The organism is Staphylococcus simulans, from assembly GCF_002994445.1.
Classification (GTDB): Bacteria; Bacillota; Bacilli; order Staphylococcales; family Staphylococcaceae; genus Staphylococcus; species Staphylococcus simulans_B.
Genome location: NZ_MRZJ01000007.1, coordinates 19,152 through 38,421, shown reverse-complemented (window position 1 = coordinate 38,421; position 19,270 = coordinate 19,152). Strand labels below are relative to the sequence as shown.

Here is a 19,270-nt window from a genome sequence, read left to right as displayed (position 1 = left end):
TGCCGGAAGCTAGACAATTGTCTAACATTCCGGCTCTTTTTTTGACTAAATATCTTTTTTAGAGATATAGAATGTATTCGCTATAAAGAATATAACGATAGAAGCTGCTGAAATGAACCATTGCCAGTTGCTGAAAGTATATTTCCCTGATGTTGTTTTGCTTGTCAGGTAACTGAATGGAATATATTTCAATGATTTTTGGATGTCATCGCCGATTTTAGGAATCATCGGCAAGAACGGTTCCGCAAAAGGTACTATCAAGACTAAGAAAATACCTAAAGCGTAAATCAATGCCGGTTTCGGCACAATTAATGCGACTAAGAAAAGCAATAAGCCAAAGAACAATAAGAACACCAAGTAGAACCATAAGATCTCAATCAGCTTCTCATCTTTCACATCTGGTCCTTTTGTTACGGCTTGGATAATTAATACCAATACGTCCAAAATTACTGTGATAAAAACAGCGATAAATGCGATTGATAATGTTTTTGCAATAAAATATTTAATACGGCTGCTGACTTTATTTAAGTAGAGTTGAATCGTCCCTTGAGAGATATCTCGTGTAATTGTTTTAATCACAAAGAGCAAACCTACAATTGAGAAGAACCAGCTTCCCATCGCTAAGATGACATCACCGTCTACTTTTTTCATTTGCTGATTGACTAACGCTGTCATACCGATAATCGGAAGCAGTGTTAACACGAATGCTAAATATGTTAAAGGACTTCTAAGAATACTGATAATATCATGTTTGACTAATTGAAATAGATTCACTTGTTCTCACCTCTTTGGTTAATATTGAAGTACGTATCACGCAGTGAAGTTTTGCGTGTTTCAATGTATTTAGGAAAGACATCTAAACCTGCAAGCCCTTTTAATAAAGGTTGGTAATCTTTAATCGATTTCAATGAAATTTCCCCAGATTCTTTATGACTTTGAAGAATACTGTAATGTACCGTCAAATAATCCAGCACTGCTTTGAATTGTTCGTCTGAAAGTGCTGTACCTAGTTCCAATACTGTAGTATCTGTCGGTGTACCTTGTGCCATATCGACATCTTGTACAAAATGGCCGTCTCTTAAGAATACTGCACGGTCGCAAATCAATTCGATATCTTCTAATTTATGACTCGAAATCAAGATCTTCATGTCCAACTCTTTCACTAATCTTTGGATTGTTTCTAATACATCGATAGAGCCGTCTGGATCCATTCCGTTTGTCGGTTCGTCTAAGATTAAGTATTTCGGTTTATTCATCAGAGATACTGCAATCGCTAGTTTCTGCTTCATCCCCATTGAATACTTCTTCACTTTCTTTTTAATGTAAGGCGACATACCAAAGGCATCAATAATGCTTTGGGCATAGGCTTTGTCATAGCCTTTACCAAGAACTTGTGCAAAGATTTTCAAGTTATAGAGTCCTGACTTATTATCATAGAGTTTAGGATGTTCAATTAAATACCCTATGCGTTCTTCAGGACCTAAATTAACCTTTCCTTGATAATTGATAATATTACCGTTCATTACTTTCATCAAAGTCGTTTTACCAACACCGTTTTTACCGATTAAACCTACAATACGGCTTTGACCGAAATCAAAATCAATTGCATCTAATACTTTGTTTGTACCGTACTTTTTAGTTATTTGTTCCAGTTTCATTGCATTGCCTCCTTTAATCCAATTGCTTTGTTTGTTTTATTTTCTTGAATTGATATAAGTATGTGAGTATAAAACTCAATATTCCGACGACAAAAATTACGACTGATATCATATTGACTAAATCGTCTACACTTGGCAGATGATCCCATCCGACACCCCAGAATTTCATAAATAAACCGATGCCTATGACATAAATGATAGGCAGTATGATATTCATTCCGATGACATACAAAATAAATGGGACATAATCTTTTTTCACTTCTGAACACTTTGGAAATGCTAACGCATGACCAAACAAGTTCACACCTATGAAGTACATGGGAGTCGTAATATGACTGTCTCCTAACACTACTCCTGTCGGTACTCTTTCATACAGTGAAAGAATCGCTCCAGCAAAAAGTGTCATTATTAAAGTTGTAAGATAGTGTGCATTCAACTGTTGCATCGCATTAAACGGCAGACTATGATGAAAATAATAACTCTCATTTTTGCCGAGTTGCGCATGCAGCAAGAAAGGCTGACCTGACTCTATAATAGCGATATAACTGATGAATGCTGTTAAAATCACATAGAGTACTGACCCAACCAGCGGATTATAGAAAAAGTAAAAAATCGGCGACAGCAAGAGTAATATTATATAGAGCAGTATTGAATATTTTCTAAGCTTTAAATTTCTAAGTACTAATCGCTTCATCTTAACTCACCTGCTTCATTAAAACTGACGCCTGCTTGTTCAATATTGACCATCAGCTCTTCTATTGAGGGCTGCGTTATCTCAACACGGTTGCCGAATAACTCCTTGAAGGCACTTGCTTCTGTGGTTAAGCCTTCAAAACCTGTTTGTTTGATTTTCAGATTGATAAAGTAGCTTTTCAACTCTTCATCCAAATCTTCTGTGCTGCCTCTGACGATTTGATAATCCGTCAGCAAGACATCTTTTTGTTCATTAAAGATGATTTCACCGTCTTTAAGATAGACAAGATGATCTGCAATCTTTTCGATATCTGAAATAATATGCGTTGAAAAGAACACTGAAACATCTTCTTTTATCAGTTCGTCTTGGATAATCTCTAACACTTCATTACGAGAATTAGGATCTAAACCAGCAGTGGGTTCATCTAAAATAAACAATTTAGCATGATGGCTGAATGCTATCGCAAAAGAAAGTTTCATCTTCATTCCAGTAGAAAATGTTTTGATTTTCTTTTTGAGCGGAAGATTAAACTTTGCTATGTAATGATGAAACAGCTCAGAATCCCAATTTTCATACATAGGAGCAATATATTTTTCGATTTTAGCAATATTCCATTTTTGATTGAGATAAAGCTCAGAGTAGATAAAACCAATCTGTGCTTTAATCGCACTTTCTTCTTGGGTTAGCGGTTGGCCTAATATCTTAATACTGCCGGACTGACGTTGAAGCAGATTCATAATCAATCGGATAATTGTGGTCTTGCCTGCACCGTTAGCCCCGATGAAACCTGTCACAAATCCTTGAGGTACATGAAAAGAAATATTGTTAAGCGCGAAATTTTTTCTGCGGTAATCTAGTGACTGAACATCGATTGCTTTTTCTATCATTCATTTTCCTCCTCATAGATAAGTGCTAAGATTTCATTTAACTCTTCTAAAGGCATGCCGATTGTTTTGGCTTCCTTTACTAATGACTTGGTTAAATCTTCAATAACTATGAATTGTTTCTCTTTTAATATTGCATTGTCTTGTTCTTTAACGTAAGTGCCCTTTCCCCTGATAGTAGTCACAAATCCATCTTTTTCTAAATCTTCATATGCACGTTTTGTAGTAATAAGACTCACACGTAAATCTTTCGCAAGTTCTCTCATAGATGGAAGGTGATCACCGGGAGAAATATAACCTTTGAGTATGTTCTCTTTGATTTGCTGCTTGATTTGTTCATATATCGGATATTCACTATTATTTTTAAGCAGTATTTTCATTTAACTTCCTCCCTAACTGTATATACACACTATACACAGATATAACAATTTTGTCCACTATTTCTACTAAATTTGTATGGAAAAGTTCAAAAACACCTCCAACTGTATATAGAGTATATATACTTTAAGCAAAAAAAGAACTGCACATCCATTTTGTGCAGTTACTTCTTTCGATTTTGTTCTCTTTTTTTGCGATCATTATTTCGACTGATAAATGCACAAATCATAAACATAATCGCTGCTAAAAACATCTTTATGCTTGTGCCTTCATCATTTGCCGTTTGAAAATATACACCTACTAAAAAGGTGATTATTGCGATGATGACAAAAATTTTAGTTAAATGCTTCACTGTTTTCACCCCAAACAAAGCAAGTATAACAAATTATAGTCTGCTGTTCATCGATTCATCTTCTCTGCTTCTTATCGCACTACTTTAGAAAACTTCTATCATTTTATTAAAATTGCCTTTCCCACTTTCTATTTAGGCCTATTCAAGATAATATAGTAATGTATGAAGACTTAAAAAAGTGAGGCGGAATTATTATGAATCCATTAGCGCTTGATTTAAACGAGCAACTTACACAATCCAATCCAGTCATATTAGATATGTTATCTGATTTAGGTAAACATATGTTTTATCCTAAAGGTATTTTATCTCAATCAGCAGAAGCAAAAGCAACAAAGTATAATGCAACTATCGGTATGGCTACAGATGATAATGGAAAACTGTATTCACAAACTATCTTTGATCTATATCAACATTTGGATCCAGATGAAATTTTCCCTTATGCACCACCGCAAGGTTTAGAAACATTGCGTGAATTATGGCAAGCAAAGATTTTAAAGGAAAACCCGGATTTAACAGGTGAACAAATTTCAAAACCTATCGTCACAAATGCTTTGACACATGGTTTGTCTATCTTAGCTGATTTGTTTGTTAATCCAGGCGATACATTATTATTACCTGTTCAAAACTGGGGCAACTATAAATTAATCTTTAATACACGCCATGGTGCAGATATTCAAACTTATTCCATCTTCGACAAAGATAACCGCTATACAACAGACGGCTTTGTGGAAGCTTTGGAAAACTATGAAAATGATAAAGTCATCTTATTGTTGAACTACCCGAATAACCCGACAGGTTATACACCTACTGCAGATCAAGTTAAAGTGATTGCAGACGCAATTAAAAAATTAGCTGATCGCGGTACAAAAGTGATTACAATCGTAGATGATGCATATTACGGTTTATTCTATGAAGATGTATACACACAATCTTTATTCTCAGCACTTACTCAACTTGAGTCTGAAAATATCTTGCCTGTACGCTTAGACGGTGCAACAAAAGAATTCTTCGCATGGGGCTTGCGTGTCGGCTTCATTACTTTCGGTGTAACAGACAAAGCAACAAAATCTGTATTAGAAGCGAAAGTCAAAGGCTTAATCCGCAGCAACATTTCAAGCGGACCTATGCCATCTCAAAGTGCAGTTCAATATGTATTGCAGCCTGAAAACCGCGAAGCGTTTGAAGCAGATATTCAACGCCATATCGACACATTACGCGAACGTTATGAAGTCACTAAAGAAGTTGTTTATGATGAAAAATTCGCAACTTATTGGAGACCTTACGATTTCAACTCAGGTTACTTCATGGCTATCCAAGTAAGCGGTGTAGATGCGGAAGCATTGCGCAAACACTTAATTGAAGCATACTCAATCGGCACAATCGCTTTAAACAAAACAGATATTCGTGTCGCATTCAGCTGTATTGAAAAACAAGATATTCCTCATGTCTTTGAATCTATTGCTAAAGGTATTGAAGATTTAAGAGGTTAAAGTCCATCAGATTAAATATTTTCCCACCTACTCTTTATTGAAGGTTCTCTACCATTAGTGGTAGATGAATAATTTAAAGAACTGGGAATTGGAACTTAATAAAAAAGCAAGCCACTAGCAAAAAAACTAGTGGCTTAAATATTGTTTAGATTTGGATGTAGTATTAATTTTTGTATCTACGCTACAACGTCGATTCTGTAAATGCAGTATTAATTTTTATATCTGCGCCACAACGCCGATTCTAATTCGTGCAGTATTAATTTTTATATCTGCGCCACAACGCCGATTCTAGTTCGTGCAGTATTAATTTTTATATCTGCGCCACAACGCCGATTCCTTGAAATTAGAATAAAAAATCGACGAAGGTCGATTACAGTTTTCGCACACGAATTAAAATTCGTATAAGCGTGTACTTAAAGGATTTAACTAGATTATAATGATAAAAGTTAGATCTGTAAAGTAATTATCATTGCGGTACAGTTTATTAAAAAGGAATGGTTATTTTGAAGACGTTTTTATTTATTTTGTAAATAATTTTAGGTATTTTCTTAGCATTTTTTGTTTATAAGCAAATGAATCACAATCATTTTAAAGACTAAACTTAAAATAATTGTGATGACTTTTTTCAATTGTTTCGTTTCCTTTCCATTAATTTATGCTTACTTCCACTCTTTCGGAACAATAAATCCTTTGTATTTTTCTTGCTTTTGATACCAATCTTGGAATGTTTTAGAATAGTATGCTTTTTTCAAAGCCTTCGCCCATTCTGTGTCTTTATCTTCTTCATTGATTGTTAATACTACTTTATGCTGCTCAGGTGTCTTTTCAACTAATAATCCATCCGCAATGACACGGTCTGAATCCGCAATATAGTTGCCGTTGACAACACCATAATCCACATCATCAAGTGCACGTAAAATTTGTGCTGGATGCAGTTCTTTGAATTTCAAATCATATTTGCCGGGCTTGACACTCTTTTGATTAAAGTTGACAGTTCCAGCATCTTTATCGATTTTAACCCATCCCTGTTTTTCAAAAATGCGAAACGCACGTTCTTGGTTAACAGGATCATTCGGTACAGCGATGGTTTGTCCATCTTTAATTTCATCGATAGATTTATGTTTTTTAGACCATAATGATTGCGGTGCAGTCGGCACATCATTATTCACAATCATATGGCCTCCTAATTTATCATTAATACTGTTCATATAGGCACGACTTTGGAAAACCGAAGCATCTACATCCCCTTTAATCATGGCTGGATTAACTTGGTCATTTTGAGAAAATGTTTTAATGGTCACATCATAGCCTTCTTTTTTCAAGATCGGCAAGATACCTTTTCTGAACTGTTCCTCATAAGTACCAACCCCAAATGCAATCGTAAACTTCTTTTGCTTGGCTTTGCTTTCTTGTTTATTCCCACAACCGCTCAATACCACCGCTAAAATAATGGTTAAAACTAATAAATACTTCTTCATCGAGCTTCCTCCCCCTTTAATCCTTATTATTTTGATATGTATTCTCTATTATACATCATTCCTTCATAGTTGGTAGTGTCAATTATATTTTCTTGTTATTTTTCAAGCTGATTTTGTAATTGTTGAAAAACTGATACAAATTCAATAATCGTTGGATGTTAAGGGCTTGAAGCTGCTTCAACAGAGTTCACACATTCATTCATATACTGAGAATAGTTGACACGTTCAACCAACAGCTATATTATAAAAACATTAAATCGCCCACTATTGAAGCAGCGCTATTAAATTCAGAATATTAGCACTACTTCAATAGTACAGCCTTGAAGTTCCCTATCATCAAGTTATATTGGAGGAAAAGAAAATGATATCTTTTGAAAACGACTATCTAGAAGGTGCACATGAAAAAGTATTAGAGAAATTAGTAGAAACGAATTATGTACAAGAATCTGGATATGGCAATGATGAATATACACATGAAGCCATAGCTAAGATCAGAGAAGAAATCGGCCTTCCAAACGCCTCAGTTTATTTCTTAATCGGCGGTACGCAGACAAACCAAGTAGTTATTAATGCGATGCTGAATAAATATGAAGGGGTGATAGCCGGGAACACAGGGCACATCAGTGTACATGAATCAGGAGCGATTGAATTCAGCGGACATAAAGTACTAACATTACCTTCTGACAATGGTAAAATCACATCTCAGCAAGTTAAAGCCTATATAGATGATTTTTATGAAGACTCAAATTATAAACATATGGTATATCCGGGTATGGTTTACATCTCCTATCCCACTGAATACGGTACGCTATACTCTAAGGAAGAATTGGAAAGTCTATCCAATACCTGCAGATCTTACAATATTCCCTTATATATCGATGGTGCACGGTTAGGTTATGCTTTGGTCAGTCAAGAATCTGATGTGACCATGGAGGATATTGCTAACTTTGCGGATGTCTTTTACATAGGCGGTACTAAAATCGGCGCATTATGCGGGGAAGCCATTGTGTTTACGCGTGATAATGAGCCTAGGCACTTTACTTCTATCATTAAACAACATGGTGCTTTGGTCGCAAAAAGCCGCTTAATCGGTGTTCAATTCAGTGCATTGTTTACTGATCACCTTTATCTTGATATCAGTAAACACGCCATCAAAATGGCATTAAAACTAAAAGAAGCATTTGTGAACAAAGGTTATCAATTGTATTTAGATTCACCAACCAATCAGCAATTCTTCATTATGGATAACGCTACTATTGATAAACTCTCACAATTTGTAAAATTCACATGCTGGGAAAAATATGATGACGCACATAAAATTGTAAGATTTGCGACAAGTTGGGCAACACGAGAAGAAGATGTTGATTATTTGAAAAATCATATTTAGAATAAATTTCATTATAAAAAGGACGTTCTCCAAAGTATTAAATATACATTAGAGAACGTCCTTATCTTTATTAAAATTAATTTGATGCTAGAGAGACTCTATTACATCATTCCCGGCATACCCATTCCTGGATTGCCTGCATCATTATTTTCTTCTGGAAGTTTAGCAACAACAGCTTCTGTAGTTAAGAACATTGCTGCGACACTTGCGGCATTTTGCAATGCTGAACGTGTTACTTTCGTAGGGTCTACTATACCTGCTTCTAACATGTTGACCCATTCGCCTGTAGCTGCGTTATAACCGATACCTGGTTCAGCATGTTTTAATTTTTCAACGATAATTGAACCTTCTAAACCTGCGTTTTCAGCGATTTGGCGAACTGGTGCTTCTAATGCTTTAAGAACAATGTTGATACCTGTTTCAACATCTCCCTCTGCTTCAATTTCGCTTACACGTTTATAAACGTTTACTAAAGCAGTTCCTCCGCCTGCTACAATACCTTCTTCAACTGCAGCACGTGTAGAGTTTAAAGCATCTTCGATACGTAATTTACGTTCTTTTAATTCGGTTTCGCTTGCTGCGCCTACTTTAACTACTGCAACACCGCCTGTTAATTTTGCAAGACGTTCTTGAAGTTTTTCACGATCAAAGTCTGAATTTGTTTCTTCGATTTGTGATTTCAATTGAGATACGCGTGCGTCGATAGAGTTTTTATCTCCGGCACCGTTAACGATTGTAGTGTTGTCTTTAGTAACTTCTACTTTATTCGCTGTACCTAACATATCAACAGTCGCATCTTTAAGATCATAACCTAAATCATCTGTGATGAATTGTGCACCTGTTAAGATTGAAATATCTTCTAACATAGATTTGCGGCGGTCACCGAAACCTGGTGCTTTAACAGCTACTGCTGTGAATGTACCGCGCATACGGTTTAATACGATGTTTGTTAATGCATCGCCTTCTACTTCATCCGCAATGATTAAAATAGGACGATTAGATTGAACAATTTGTTCTAGTAATGGAAGGATATCTTGGAATGAACTGATTTTTTTGTCAGTCACAAGAATGTATGGACGTTCTAATGTCGCTTCCATTTTTTCAGAATCAGTTACCATATATGGTGATTGATAACCTCTGTCAAATTGCATACCTTCTACGACTTCTAATTCAGTGTTGAAGCCATTAGATTCTTCAATACTGATTACACCGTCGTTACCGACTTTGTCCATTGCTTCTGAGATATATCTGCCGATTTCTTCATCAGCTGCAGAAATTGCACCGACTTGCGCAATTTCATTTTTATTTTCAACTTTTTGTGATTGATCATGTAAAGCTTTAACCGCTTCTCCAACTGCTAAATCAATACCTTTACGCAATCCAACCGGATTTGCACCGCTTGTTACGTTTTTCAATCCTTCTTGAATCATAGCTTGTGCAAGTACAGTTGCAGTTGTTGTACCGTCACCAGCGATTTCATTTGTTTTATTCGCAACTTCTTGAACTAATTTTGCACCCATATTTTCATAAGGGTCTTCAAGTTCGATTTCTTTCGCAATTGTAACCCCATCATTTGTGATTAATGGCGCAGTGTATTCTTTATCTAATACTACGTTGCGACCTTTAGGTCCAATTGTTACTTTTACTGCATTCGCAAGTTGATCAACACCGCGAAGCATAGATTGACGTGCATCTTCAGAAAATTTGATTTCTTTAGCCATAAAATAATAGCCTCCTGTTATATGATTGATGAGTAGTTTGTAATTGTATTATTGAACGATAGCTAATATTTCTTCTTCACTGATAACAAGGTATTTTTCATCGCCAACTTGTACTTCACTGCCGGCATATTGTTCAAATACCACAGTGTCGCCTTCTTTAACTTCAGGTGCAATCACATTGCCGTTATCTAAAGTTCTGCCTGGTCCGACTGCGATAACTTTACCCTCATTAGATTTTTCTTTCGCTTTATCAGTTAATACGATACCGCTCTTTGTTGTTTGTTCAGTTTCAACTCTTTGAATTATTACGCGATTTCCTAATGGTTTAAGCATGGTCGTTCCTCCTATTATTGTTGCCAAAAATATTTTAATTTAATTTTTATGATCAATTTCATCTCGTTTAGCACTCTCATATCACGAGTGCTAACCCACTTCCTATATTAATCAAAATTGGTCAATACATCAAGCAATTAGAATTTATTTTCCTCACACCTGCTTTTAGTTTAGAATAGGTATAATAACAAGATAACATGGAGGCGTTTGACAATGTCACGACTTTGGTTTTCAATTCTTACCTTAATAGTATACGGTCTTGCACTGTTCGGTCCTCAAGTATTATACCGTGCAGGTGTTTATGATAATTTTAAAGGTAAACAATTGATGCTTGCGACATCATATACACAAGTCATATTAATGATTGCCGCAGCACTTATCATTCTTTGGATGAATTATAAAGTAAAAAACAAAACACAACTAGAGTTGCAAAAGAAAGTACAAAAACGTTTTGTAGTACCATGGGCGCTTTTAGGACTCGTTGCTGTACTGATTTATCAAGTAATTGCTTCTCTAATTAATCATTTTGTATTTAAAATTGATCAACCCAGTCCGAATACGACAGGGATTATGAAAATTATTCAAGAAGCCCCTATATTTATAGTATTGGTCGCAATTGCCGGACCATTGATGGAAGAATTTGTCTTCCGCAAAGTTATATTCGGTGAGATTTTTAATATCCTTAAAGGAAATAAAATCATCAGATTTATCATTGCCGGAACAGTCAGTTCGGCTTTATTTGCGTCAGCGCATAATGACCCGGACTTCATTATTATTTATTTTGGTATGGGCTTCATTTTAGCGGGTTTTTATGTATTTACCAAACGAATTGCGGTACCTGTCTTGATTCATATTTTCATGAACAGTTATGTCGTCGCAATACAAATCTTTTTTGCAGATGATATCAAGAAGATGCAAGAGTCTGTTTCTTTTATTTTTCATCTGATTCACTTTTAAACCTGATCACTTAACAAGTCATCGTTGCTTGTTAGGTGATTTTTCTTTTCTAAAGAAATAAGGATAAGACCAATAAGGTCCTATCCTTATACTTCATCTTTATCATCTTTTTTTCTGCGCTTCATGATCATGAGTATTACAAACCATACAAATGCTGCTCCGAATGCAATTAATAAAGCATTCATCATTCTTGGATATTTGTTCGTATCAGCATTTTTTTCATCGTTGCCTTGTTTTTCTTTTGAGGATTGCTGATTTGAAGTGTCTGCAGTTTTGTCTTCATTTTTCGTTTGTTGCGTATGTGCTTTTTTATCTTTTTTGATTTCTTTCAAGTCAGGCATTGAACCTAAGTCACTTGTCACAAGCCCTAAAATCTGCAAGTCAAGATTTGCATAATATTGCTGTGCATGAGCAGGACTGAAGTATTGATATTTAAAATAACCGGTACTTTGCTGTAAGTGATCTAAATTTTGGTTGCTGCTGAAATTTTGCGGTTTCAATACAGCGTTGACATCTTTCACTGTTGCACGTGTATCTTCGCTTAATGTTCCTACTTGATGCACGATAAACGGATTGTATTTAAAAGAGCCGGTAATCAAATGACCGAACCTGTCGGTATTCAGACCATAAGCCGCAAACGGCATGCTGCTGTAATCTGAATAAGTACTGTCCGCATTTTGTCCGCTTCGATTTGTCCAAGGAAGCGGGTTCAGCTTACTGCTGTAATTCGGAATTGATCCATATTGAGCAGCATCATAATTTCCTTGTGGTCTGCTTTGTGACGGAACGTTCACCGAAGATCTGTCAGGTCGATTCGGGCGGTTTGGATACTGTGCTTGCGGAAATTGTGTATCTTGATGATTAGATGAATCATCCGGCTGTTCTGAAGGCCCGTCAGGATTGGTTGGTGTTTCAGGTGTCGGTTCTTCTTGATGATCAGAATCTGGTTTTTGTTGTCCTTCCCCTTTTTGAGGTATCGTTGAACCGCCATTTTGGCCAGAGTTAGAACTTGAGCCTTGCTGATTCTCTGACGGCACATTTTGATCTGGTTTATCAGGCTTAGGCTTTTCTTGATTTGAATCTGAAGATGAGCTGCCCCCAGACGGCTTGCTAGTATCTGTTGAACCGCTGTCTGTATTCCCGCCGTCGCCGTCTGTTGAACCGTTATCTGTTGTACCATTATCTGTAATTCCGCTGCTATCCGTATTCGTTTCTGTACCGTCACCTGTGCCAGTACTGCCATCATTTGTATGATTACTGTCTGAACTGCCAGTATTTGAGTCCGTTGAAGTATCCGTATTCGTACCTGTATTTGAGTCAGTGTTTGTATCTGTATTCGTTTCTGAATCCGGCTGTGTTGTATTATCAGCTGGCTGACTATTTTGCGTGGCATCCGTTTCACTTTGTGTTGTATCACCAGAAGTTGAATTGTCAGGTGCTTGAGCATCTGTATTCGTTTTATCTGTTGTCGGCTTTGTATTCTGTTCAGCTTCTGGTTGTGTTGTATCAGTTGTTGGATCAGATGACTGTGTATCGGATTCTGTCGTATTTGCATTAGGTGTATCTTGTGTAGTATCTTGCACTGGTTGATTTGTATTTGTTGAATCTGTTGTCTGTTCAGTTTGTTCTGTCATAGTATCAGTTGTTGTTTCGGCAGCTTTTGTTACCGCATTTGGAAAGAGTATACCTGTTGTCGCAATCGTGACAGTCAAAAGTTTCCATAATCTTTTTTTCATGTTCAAAGCACCCCCTTTTTTTAGAAATATAGCAATCAACTTAAGTATATAAGAAGTTTTCTTTAAATTCTATATGTATGTGCGAATGAAAAGAAGTATTAATATATTTAACACTTTGTAACAATCCTTGTAACACATCGAAATAATCAGATTATTATAAAAATTGGAAATCCTGTTTAGAGTCTAGTACAGTAATACTATGAAGAATGGAGTGAAAGAACTATGAAAGTCCAATTATTTCAATTTAATTTAGTACACGGTAATGCAACAGCAAACCAAAATAAAATAGAAGCACTATTCTCAGAACATCTTGAAAATGATACAGATGTCGCTGTTTTACCAGAAATGTGGAACAACAGTTACGCATTAGAACAATTATCACAGCTTGCAGATGATGAATTGAAGCAAAGTCTTGCTTTCATTCAACAGTTATCTAAAAAATACCAAGTCACAATTGTGGCAGGTTCTGTTTCAAATAAAAAAGAAGGCAACACGTATAACACAGCTTTCACTGTTAATGCTGAAGGCGAACTGATTTATCAATATGATAAAATCCATCTCGTTCCTATGTTGGATGAGCACCTGTATTTAACAGGCGGAGAAAAAGTACCTTACCTTTTTTCTCTCTCTGATCAAGTGAAAGCATCTCAGATTATTTGTTATGACTTGCGTTTCCCTGAAATTGCACGCCATCCTGCTGTTGAAGGTGCAGATATTCTTTTCTATGTTGCAGAATGGCCGATGGCAAGATTAAATCACTGGCGTACATTGCTTCAAAGCCGTGCTATCGAGAATGATATCTTTGTCGTAGCATGCAACACATGCGGCTTTGAAAAAGACGGCAGTACTGAATATGCGGGTCATTCTATTGTCATTAATCCTAATGGAGAAATACTGGCAGAAGCTGGAACACAAGAAGAAGTCTTAACTGTTGAGCTTAATTTAGATGAAGTTAAACAACAGCGTAAAAATATTCCTGTTTTTGATAATCGTCGTCCGCATTTATATCAACATGATTAATATCCTTATTTCAAGGCAAAAATTAACCCATGAGTTTGGGAGTAACTCATGGGTTTTAACTTATTATTAAGGGAATGTTTACAGTTATTTTTTCTATCTATTTTTGGGGATGTTATTAATTATGAAAAAATTTTAGTGAATTTACCGATATTTGATAAATTAAATGCTACTCACGATAATTTTTTAACTACAATTATTCGCCCATCGAACGCTTCATTTTCGATGTACAAATTTTGAGAGAAGCAAGCATTAATGCAAGGACAAACATTAATGCCTGCTAAAGGATTAAACAATTTAGTGCTTATACTCAAAGGACAACAAAAATAAGGGATTATTTTTGAGTGAATTTTTTAACTGTTTCGATGATTAATTTTACGAATTCACCGATAGTACCTACGATATCGCCTGCCATGTTGATTGCCCCCTTTCATTTTCATGTTGGATGATCAGTTAGTTTAAAGCATGTTATTTCTACGAAGAATATTAACGATGCCGTAAACTGATTACTTTGCAATCTTAAGTAAAAGTCTGATAGTCAACATTCCTTAGACAACGATTTGTTTCTAAGCAATTTGCTATCGCAACTTCCTATCACATCTCTGTGATACATCCTTATTAAAACATCGATTCCAAAGAAATTGTTGAATAATCCCTAACTTATGTTTTTTCAATCATAACTGTCTATAAAAATATGTTAAAATGACCATATTAGTAGATTTCCTACAGTTTGGAATGAAAAATGAACAGTTGGGCAATGAATCATTATATTATACGTTTTGGTAGTATAATGAAAATAAGGAGAGTGGGGCTATGCAAAAGGCTTTTAATAGACAAATTGATCGTTGGGCGCAAGCGCTGCAAAAGAGAAATAATCTTGATCGTATCGCTTATTTAAAAATAAAGCTCGGTCTAGAAGTCTTTTTCAATAACCTGTTCAAAACTATTGTCGTTTATGGACTTGCTCTTCTATTCCATGTTTTCTTATACACACTAACTGTTCATCTTAGCTATTTTATTATTAGACACTACGCACACGGGGCGCATGCTAAATCTACTTTTGCATGCTATATAGAAAGTATTGTTTTATTTGTAATGTTGCCGTTAGGATTAGTAACCTTTAACATTCCCAGCAGCATTATCATTATTTTGGCAGTCATGGCATTAATTGCACTATTTATATATGCACCCGCTGCCACAGTTAAGCAACCAATTCCCACACGACTTATAAAGAAAAAGAAAATTATGGCAATCACTCTTGCAACGTTAATGTTCGCAATGTCATTCTTTGTACCGAGTCCTTATCAGCAACTTATTTTGTTAGGACTCATTTTACAAGGTGGTTCACAATTGCCTATATTCTTCCCTAAAAACAGAAAGGATGTATTGTAATGGACATTTTAAACACTATTTTTAAATTATTTGCTTTTATCTTTGAAAAAATTGGAAACTTGGCTAAGTACAACCCTTGCTGGGGCTACTTCGATGAATCAGAAATTCCTAAAGAACTGTTAGAAGAAGAGAAATAAAATAAAAGTATATTCTTTATTGTGAGAGAAAGTGTGTAAAACATGGAATTATTAAATGGTATTTTCATAGCTACTTACCAAGGGATGTTACTCTTCTTAATAGCTAAAATTATTTTGAATTTACGTTATTCTTATAAAGAAATAGCAATGATGGTAGTCATAAATATATTGGGTAGCTTTTCATATTTTATCATTGGTAAATACGCGCTTTTTATCGTGATACTACTTACCACAATCTATTTATACAAAAAAATTAAATTATACTCTTTACTGGCAATGGTAGGAAGCGTCCTGATTTTATATTTAGGTAACCTTTCTGCCATGTCTGTTTTTATACTTCTCGATGCATATGATCCTAAAAGAATATTTATTAATTTCCTTTATTTATTCATGTTTACGATTGTATCTATTCTATTGGCATATGCAGTTCGATTTTTAACTAAGAAGTTAAAAAGGTCATATCTTTCGACAAACAAATTTTATATCGGTACTGTAACAGTATTTTTAGCCGTAACATTTGTGGTTATATACTTACTGATGCCATCTAATATTAGTTCTAGCCAATCATTCAAGTTTGTCGTATTAGTATATGTTGCTTTTATCATAGCTATCGTTATTCTTGTGATTGTCATCAGCTTCACTGTATTACGAGAAATGAAGTATAAACGTCAAGTACAAGAAATAGAGAATTACTATAAATATACGTTGCGTATTGAAAAGATTAATAACGATATGCGTAAGTTCCGACATGATTATGTGAATATATTATTATCTATGTCTGAATATATCAGAGATGATGATATGCCTGGTTTGAAGGAGTATTTTGATAAAAATATTGTGCCTTTGAAGGATAATATTCAAACGAATTCATTTAAAATCAATGGTCTGGAAAGATTGCAGATCAGAGAGCTGAAAGGATTATTGACGACTAAGATTATTCAAGCACAAGAAAACAATATTAGAGTCAGTGTAGAAGTACCAGATGAAATTACTAAAATATCTTTGAATATGATTGACTTGTCTAGAATCATGGGCATTATTTTAGATAATGCGATTGAGGCTTCTACTGAGATTATAGATCCTTTAATTCAAATAGGATTTATGAAGAATGAAGAAGCGGTTACGATTATTGTAATGAATAAATGTGCAAAAGATATCCCTAAAGTACATGAACTCTTTAAAGAGAACTTTTCAACAAAAGGTTCGAACAGAGGTTTAGGGTTATCAACGTTACGAGAAATTGCGGATAATGCCGACAATATCTTATTGGATACAGTAATTGAAAATCATTACTTTATTCAAAAGCTTGAAATCATGAATACAGGTCGCGAGGATGTGAAATAGAAGTGAAAATTATAATCTGTGAAGATGATGCGCAACAACGTGCACATATTGAAGAAATTATTGAGAATTACATTATGATTGAAGAGAAACCTTTAGAAATCGCACTTTCTACAGCAGATCCTTATGAAGTATTAGAATTTGCGAAATCTACTAATGAGATTTGCTGCTATTTCTTAGATATTCAATTAGATGCAGATATTAACGGCATTAAATTGGGCAGCGAACTGAGAAACTATGATTCTGTCGGCAGTATCATATTCATTACCAGTCATAGTGAATTAACTTATCTCACATTTGTTTATAAGGTAGCAGCAATGGATTTCATATTTAAAGATGATCCTTCAGAAATGAAAACACGTATTATTGATTGTATCGAAACGGCTTTAACACGCTTGCAGCTGCTTTCAAAAGAATCAAGTGTCGAAACTATTGAACTTAAACGCGGCAGCAATTCTGTGTATGTGAATTATGATGATGTGATGTTCTTTGAATCCTCATCAAAATCACACCGTCTGATTGCACATTTAGACAATCGCCAAATTGAGTTTTACGGCAGTTTGAAAGATTTAAGTCAATTAGATGAACGGTTCTTCCGTTGCCACAACAGTTTTGTACTCAATCGCAATAATATTGAAGAAGTCATTTCTAAAGATCGTGAAGTCTACTTTAAAAATGGCGAACATTGCTATATATCTGTAAGAAATCTTAAAAAAATATAACATTAAGGGCTGAAATCGCATTGGATTTCAGCCCTTCTTTATTGGTTATTACTATTTATTATAATCCCCGCTTCAACGTCCCCTTCTAAACTTCACTGTCATTTTCTTCATATAGCGAATGCAAATCATATTTTGTAAATTGCAAGTAAGCTTGACCTGATTCAGTCCCTACTCTGATACCTGTACTATTTTCAGGCGGGAAGATACGTGATGACATCACACGCTCTCCATGGTTGCAGAAGACTTCAATGCTCGATTGATCTGCAAAAATCTGCAAGTGTTCTAAATCTTGACTGAGTTGTACTGAACATTTTGTTTCAGCATCATTTAACGGAACTTCCCCGCTTTCGCTGCAATCTAAAGTTACTAATCTTGAATGTGTATTATAAATAATCTTTGTGGAATTGAATTTTGAAACCTTCACTTCAAAATAAATTTCAGTCGCATCGTTTTCTAAAATATCAACATGCAATTCAAAGTTTGTACCTTCGTATGGATGCAGCTGTTTCGCAAATTTATTCGCATAACCTAATGCCGATTCTTTATTAAATCTCAACGCTTTTAAGCTAGGATGCGGCTGTTGATACATTTTGCCTTTCATTACATTCAATTGTCGCGGCAAAGCAAGACATGGGACTTGATCAATTTCTGAAATGTTTTCATACTCTCCTTCTGTTTGAAGCAATCCGATAAGGATACGTTCACCATGCTGGCCGACACAAGTTTGAGGATACACAAATCCAAACCCGTCATCCCATAATTTAAAGTCGCCATGGTTCATTTTTAAATGATTAAAATCAAAGTGTCCCATTAAATAACCTGCTCTTAAAGCATGACCTTCGGATTCAGCAGTAAACATCAGCACATCATATCCATTTATCGCAAAATAATCAGGTGAATGCCAATACTTGCCGAAATTGGATAAATTCGTATAAATCGGTGCAAGTAATTGCCACTTATCGACTTGATTTGCGTCATAAGCTAACAGTCTTCCTTGCTGCTTCTCAGTTTGTGCACCGATAAATACATAGCGTTGTCCTTCTTTTTCAAAGACCTTCGGATCATGCAGACTATCTTGATAGCCTTTTGGAACTTCTAGTTCAATCGGTGTTGTCTGCTTCACAATCTCTTGTTCTTGATTTTTTCGTGCAAGCAATTGAGTATATTGCCCTTCTCTCGCAGCATCAGAAATTTGGCCGGAATAAATCCAATGCACCTGCTCATTTATTTTAAGTGCACTGCCTCCTTTAATTCCTTCATTATCATAAGCGCTATCAGGTTTTAGCAATATATGTTCAGATTCAAAGTGATTCAATGCTGCACTTAAGTAAGCATAGCTGTAGCTTAAACCATTATTTATCGCAAACGGATACCATTCGTGACTCATTATATATTGGCTGTTGTCGTAGATTAGACCATTAGGTTTGCCTGCTGAACCAAATGGAGGCTGTAAATGAAAGGTTTGTTTATAAGGTGATTGTGCGAACTTTTCTTTGAGTTCAGTAATTCTTTCAGCAGGGAGCTGTTCAATTCGTTGAAATTCTTCTTCATTTGTAAAATCTTGCATCTACCATATCCTCCTAAAACATCGAT

20 protein-coding genes are annotated in these 19,270 nt (G+C 35.3%); 8 read left to right on the top strand and 12 right to left on the bottom strand.

Features of this window, described 5'->3' with window-relative positions; translation table 11 throughout:
* Positions 1 to 45: 45 nt before the first annotated feature.
* The 6 genes from pmtD to C7N65_RS09385 form a co-directional block, all read right to left on the bottom strand.
* On the bottom strand, positions 46 to 774 hold the full coding sequence (gene pmtD, locus C7N65_RS09410; RefSeq protein ID WP_105994226.1) for a phenol-soluble modulin export ABC transporter permease subunit PmtD: 729 nt from the start codon (positions 772 to 774) through the stop codon (positions 46 to 48).
* Entirely contained in the window at positions 771 to 1,658 is an 888-nt protein-coding gene (pmtC, locus tag C7N65_RS09405; RefSeq protein WP_105994225.1) for a phenol-soluble modulin export ABC transporter ATP-binding protein PmtC, read from the bottom strand. The genes pmtD and pmtC overlap by 4 nt, the downstream gene beginning before the upstream one ends.
* 13 nt (positions 1,659 to 1,671) lie before the next feature.
* Positions 1,672 to 2,352, bottom strand: a complete 681-nt coding sequence (gene pmtB / locus C7N65_RS09400) for a phenol-soluble modulin export ABC transporter permease subunit PmtB (protein ID WP_105994224.1) — start codon at positions 2,350 to 2,352, stop codon at positions 1,672 to 1,674.
* On the bottom strand, positions 2,349 to 3,239 hold the full coding sequence (pmtA, locus tag C7N65_RS09395; protein ID WP_105994223.1) for a phenol-soluble modulin export ABC transporter ATP-binding protein PmtA: 891 nt from the start codon (positions 3,237 to 3,239) through the stop codon (positions 2,349 to 2,351). Before pmtA ends, pmtB begins: the two co-directional genes overlap by 4 nt.
* Complete coding sequence (gene pmtR / locus C7N65_RS09390) at positions 3,236 to 3,616, bottom strand: PSM export ABC transporter transcriptional regulator PmtR (RefSeq protein WP_002481711.1); 381 nt, start codon at positions 3,614 to 3,616, stop codon at positions 3,236 to 3,238. The genes pmtA and pmtR overlap by 4 nt, the downstream gene beginning before the upstream one ends.
* A gap of 161 nt (positions 3,617 to 3,777) precedes the next feature.
* Positions 3,778 to 3,966 (bottom strand): SE1626 family protein, encoded by a 189-nt coding sequence (locus C7N65_RS09385; RefSeq protein WP_105994222.1) that lies wholly within the window; start codon positions 3,964 to 3,966, stop codon positions 3,778 to 3,780.
* A 194-nt stretch (positions 3,967 to 4,160) separates the two neighbouring features.
* On the opposite strand from C7N65_RS09385, the gene C7N65_RS09380 reads away from it, so the two are divergent.
* A complete protein-coding gene (locus C7N65_RS09380) occupies positions 4,161 to 5,456 on the top strand; it encodes an aminotransferase class I/II-fold pyridoxal phosphate-dependent enzyme (protein WP_105994221.1) in 1,296 nt (431 codons plus the stop codon).
* Positions 5,457 to 6,115: 659 nt separating this feature from the next.
* Here the strand turns inward: C7N65_RS09380 and C7N65_RS09375 are convergent.
* Positions 6,116 to 6,934, bottom strand: a complete 819-nt coding sequence (locus C7N65_RS09375) for a MetQ/NlpA family ABC transporter substrate-binding protein (RefSeq protein WP_105994220.1) — start codon at positions 6,932 to 6,934, stop codon at positions 6,116 to 6,118.
* Positions 6,935 to 7,295: 361 nt separating this feature from the next.
* Here C7N65_RS09375 and C7N65_RS09370 point away from each other — a divergent pair, with 361 nt between their 5' ends.
* Entirely contained in the window at positions 7,296 to 8,321 is a 1,026-nt protein-coding gene (locus tag C7N65_RS09370) for a threonine aldolase family protein (RefSeq protein WP_105994219.1), read from the top strand.
* Positions 8,322 to 8,422: 101 nt separating this feature from the next.
* Here C7N65_RS09370 and groL read toward each other — a convergent pair whose 3' ends face one another.
* Both groL and groES read right to left on the bottom strand, forming a co-directional pair.
* Complete coding sequence (gene groL / locus C7N65_RS09365; RefSeq protein WP_105994218.1) at positions 8,423 to 10,042, bottom strand: chaperonin GroEL; 1,620 nt, start codon at positions 10,040 to 10,042, stop codon at positions 8,423 to 8,425.
* 48 nt (positions 10,043 to 10,090) lie between these two features.
* Complete coding sequence (gene groES / locus C7N65_RS09360; RefSeq protein ID WP_105994217.1) at positions 10,091 to 10,375, bottom strand: co-chaperone GroES; 285 nt, start codon at positions 10,373 to 10,375, stop codon at positions 10,091 to 10,093.
* A 213-nt stretch (positions 10,376 to 10,588) separates the two neighbouring features.
* On the opposite strand from groES, the gene mroQ reads away from it, so the two are divergent.
* Positions 10,589 to 11,332, top strand: coding sequence for an intramembrane glutamic endopeptidase MroQ (gene mroQ, locus C7N65_RS09355; RefSeq protein WP_105994216.1), 744 nt, complete (start codon positions 10,589 to 10,591; stop codon positions 11,330 to 11,332).
* 86 nt (positions 11,333 to 11,418) lie between these two features.
* Here mroQ and C7N65_RS09350 read toward each other — a convergent pair whose 3' ends face one another.
* Positions 11,419 to 13,068: an SdrH family protein gene (locus C7N65_RS09350; RefSeq protein WP_105994215.1), complete on the bottom strand. Its 1,650-nt coding sequence runs from the start codon at positions 13,066 to 13,068 to the stop codon at positions 11,419 to 11,421.
* Between the two features lie 222 nt (positions 13,069 to 13,290).
* Here C7N65_RS09350 and C7N65_RS09345 point away from each other — a divergent pair, with 222 nt between their 5' ends.
* Positions 13,291 to 14,088: a carbon-nitrogen family hydrolase gene (locus C7N65_RS09345; protein ID WP_105994214.1), complete on the top strand. Its 798-nt coding sequence runs from the start codon at positions 13,291 to 13,293 to the stop codon at positions 14,086 to 14,088.
* Between the two features lie 331 nt (positions 14,089 to 14,419).
* Here C7N65_RS09345 and C7N65_RS12910 read toward each other — a convergent pair whose 3' ends face one another.
* The gene (locus C7N65_RS12910) at positions 14,420 to 14,500 is read right to left on the bottom strand and encodes a delta-lysin family phenol-soluble modulin (protein WP_105994213.1); all 81 of its coding nucleotides are present in this window, start codon (positions 14,498 to 14,500) and stop codon (positions 14,420 to 14,422) included.
* 398 nt (positions 14,501 to 14,898) lie between these two features.
* Between C7N65_RS12910 and C7N65_RS09335 the strand changes: the two genes are divergently transcribed.
* The 4 genes from C7N65_RS09335 to agrA are packed head-to-tail and all read left to right on the top strand — an operon-like array spanning position 14,899 to position 17,677.
* On the top strand, positions 14,899 to 15,477 hold the full coding sequence (locus C7N65_RS09335; protein WP_105994212.1) for an accessory gene regulator AgrB: 579 nt from the start codon (positions 14,899 to 14,901) through the stop codon (positions 15,475 to 15,477).
* On the top strand, positions 15,477 to 15,614 hold the full coding sequence (gene agrD, locus C7N65_RS09330; RefSeq protein WP_105994211.1) for a cyclic lactone autoinducer peptide AgrD: 138 nt from the start codon (positions 15,477 to 15,479) through the stop codon (positions 15,612 to 15,614). Before C7N65_RS09335 ends, agrD begins: the two co-directional genes overlap by 1 nt.
* Before the next feature lie 42 nt (positions 15,615 to 15,656).
* Positions 15,657 to 16,958, top strand: coding sequence for a quorum-sensing sensor histidine kinase AgrC (gene agrC / locus C7N65_RS09325; RefSeq protein WP_105994210.1), 1,302 nt, complete (start codon positions 15,657 to 15,659; stop codon positions 16,956 to 16,958).
* Between the two features lie 2 nt (positions 16,959 to 16,960).
* Entirely contained in the window at positions 16,961 to 17,677 is a 717-nt protein-coding gene (gene agrA, locus C7N65_RS09320; RefSeq protein WP_105994209.1) for a quorum-sensing response regulator AgrA, read from the top strand.
* Between the two features lie 85 nt (positions 17,678 to 17,762).
* Here the strand turns inward: agrA and C7N65_RS09315 are convergent, their stop codons facing one another.
* Positions 17,763 to 19,244 carry a GH32 C-terminal domain-containing protein gene (locus C7N65_RS09315; RefSeq protein ID WP_105994208.1) on the bottom strand — a complete coding sequence of 494 codons (1,482 nt, stop codon included), beginning with the start codon at positions 19,242 to 19,244 and terminating at the stop codon, positions 17,763 to 17,765.
* Between the last annotated feature and the right edge of the window lie 26 nt (positions 19,245 to 19,270).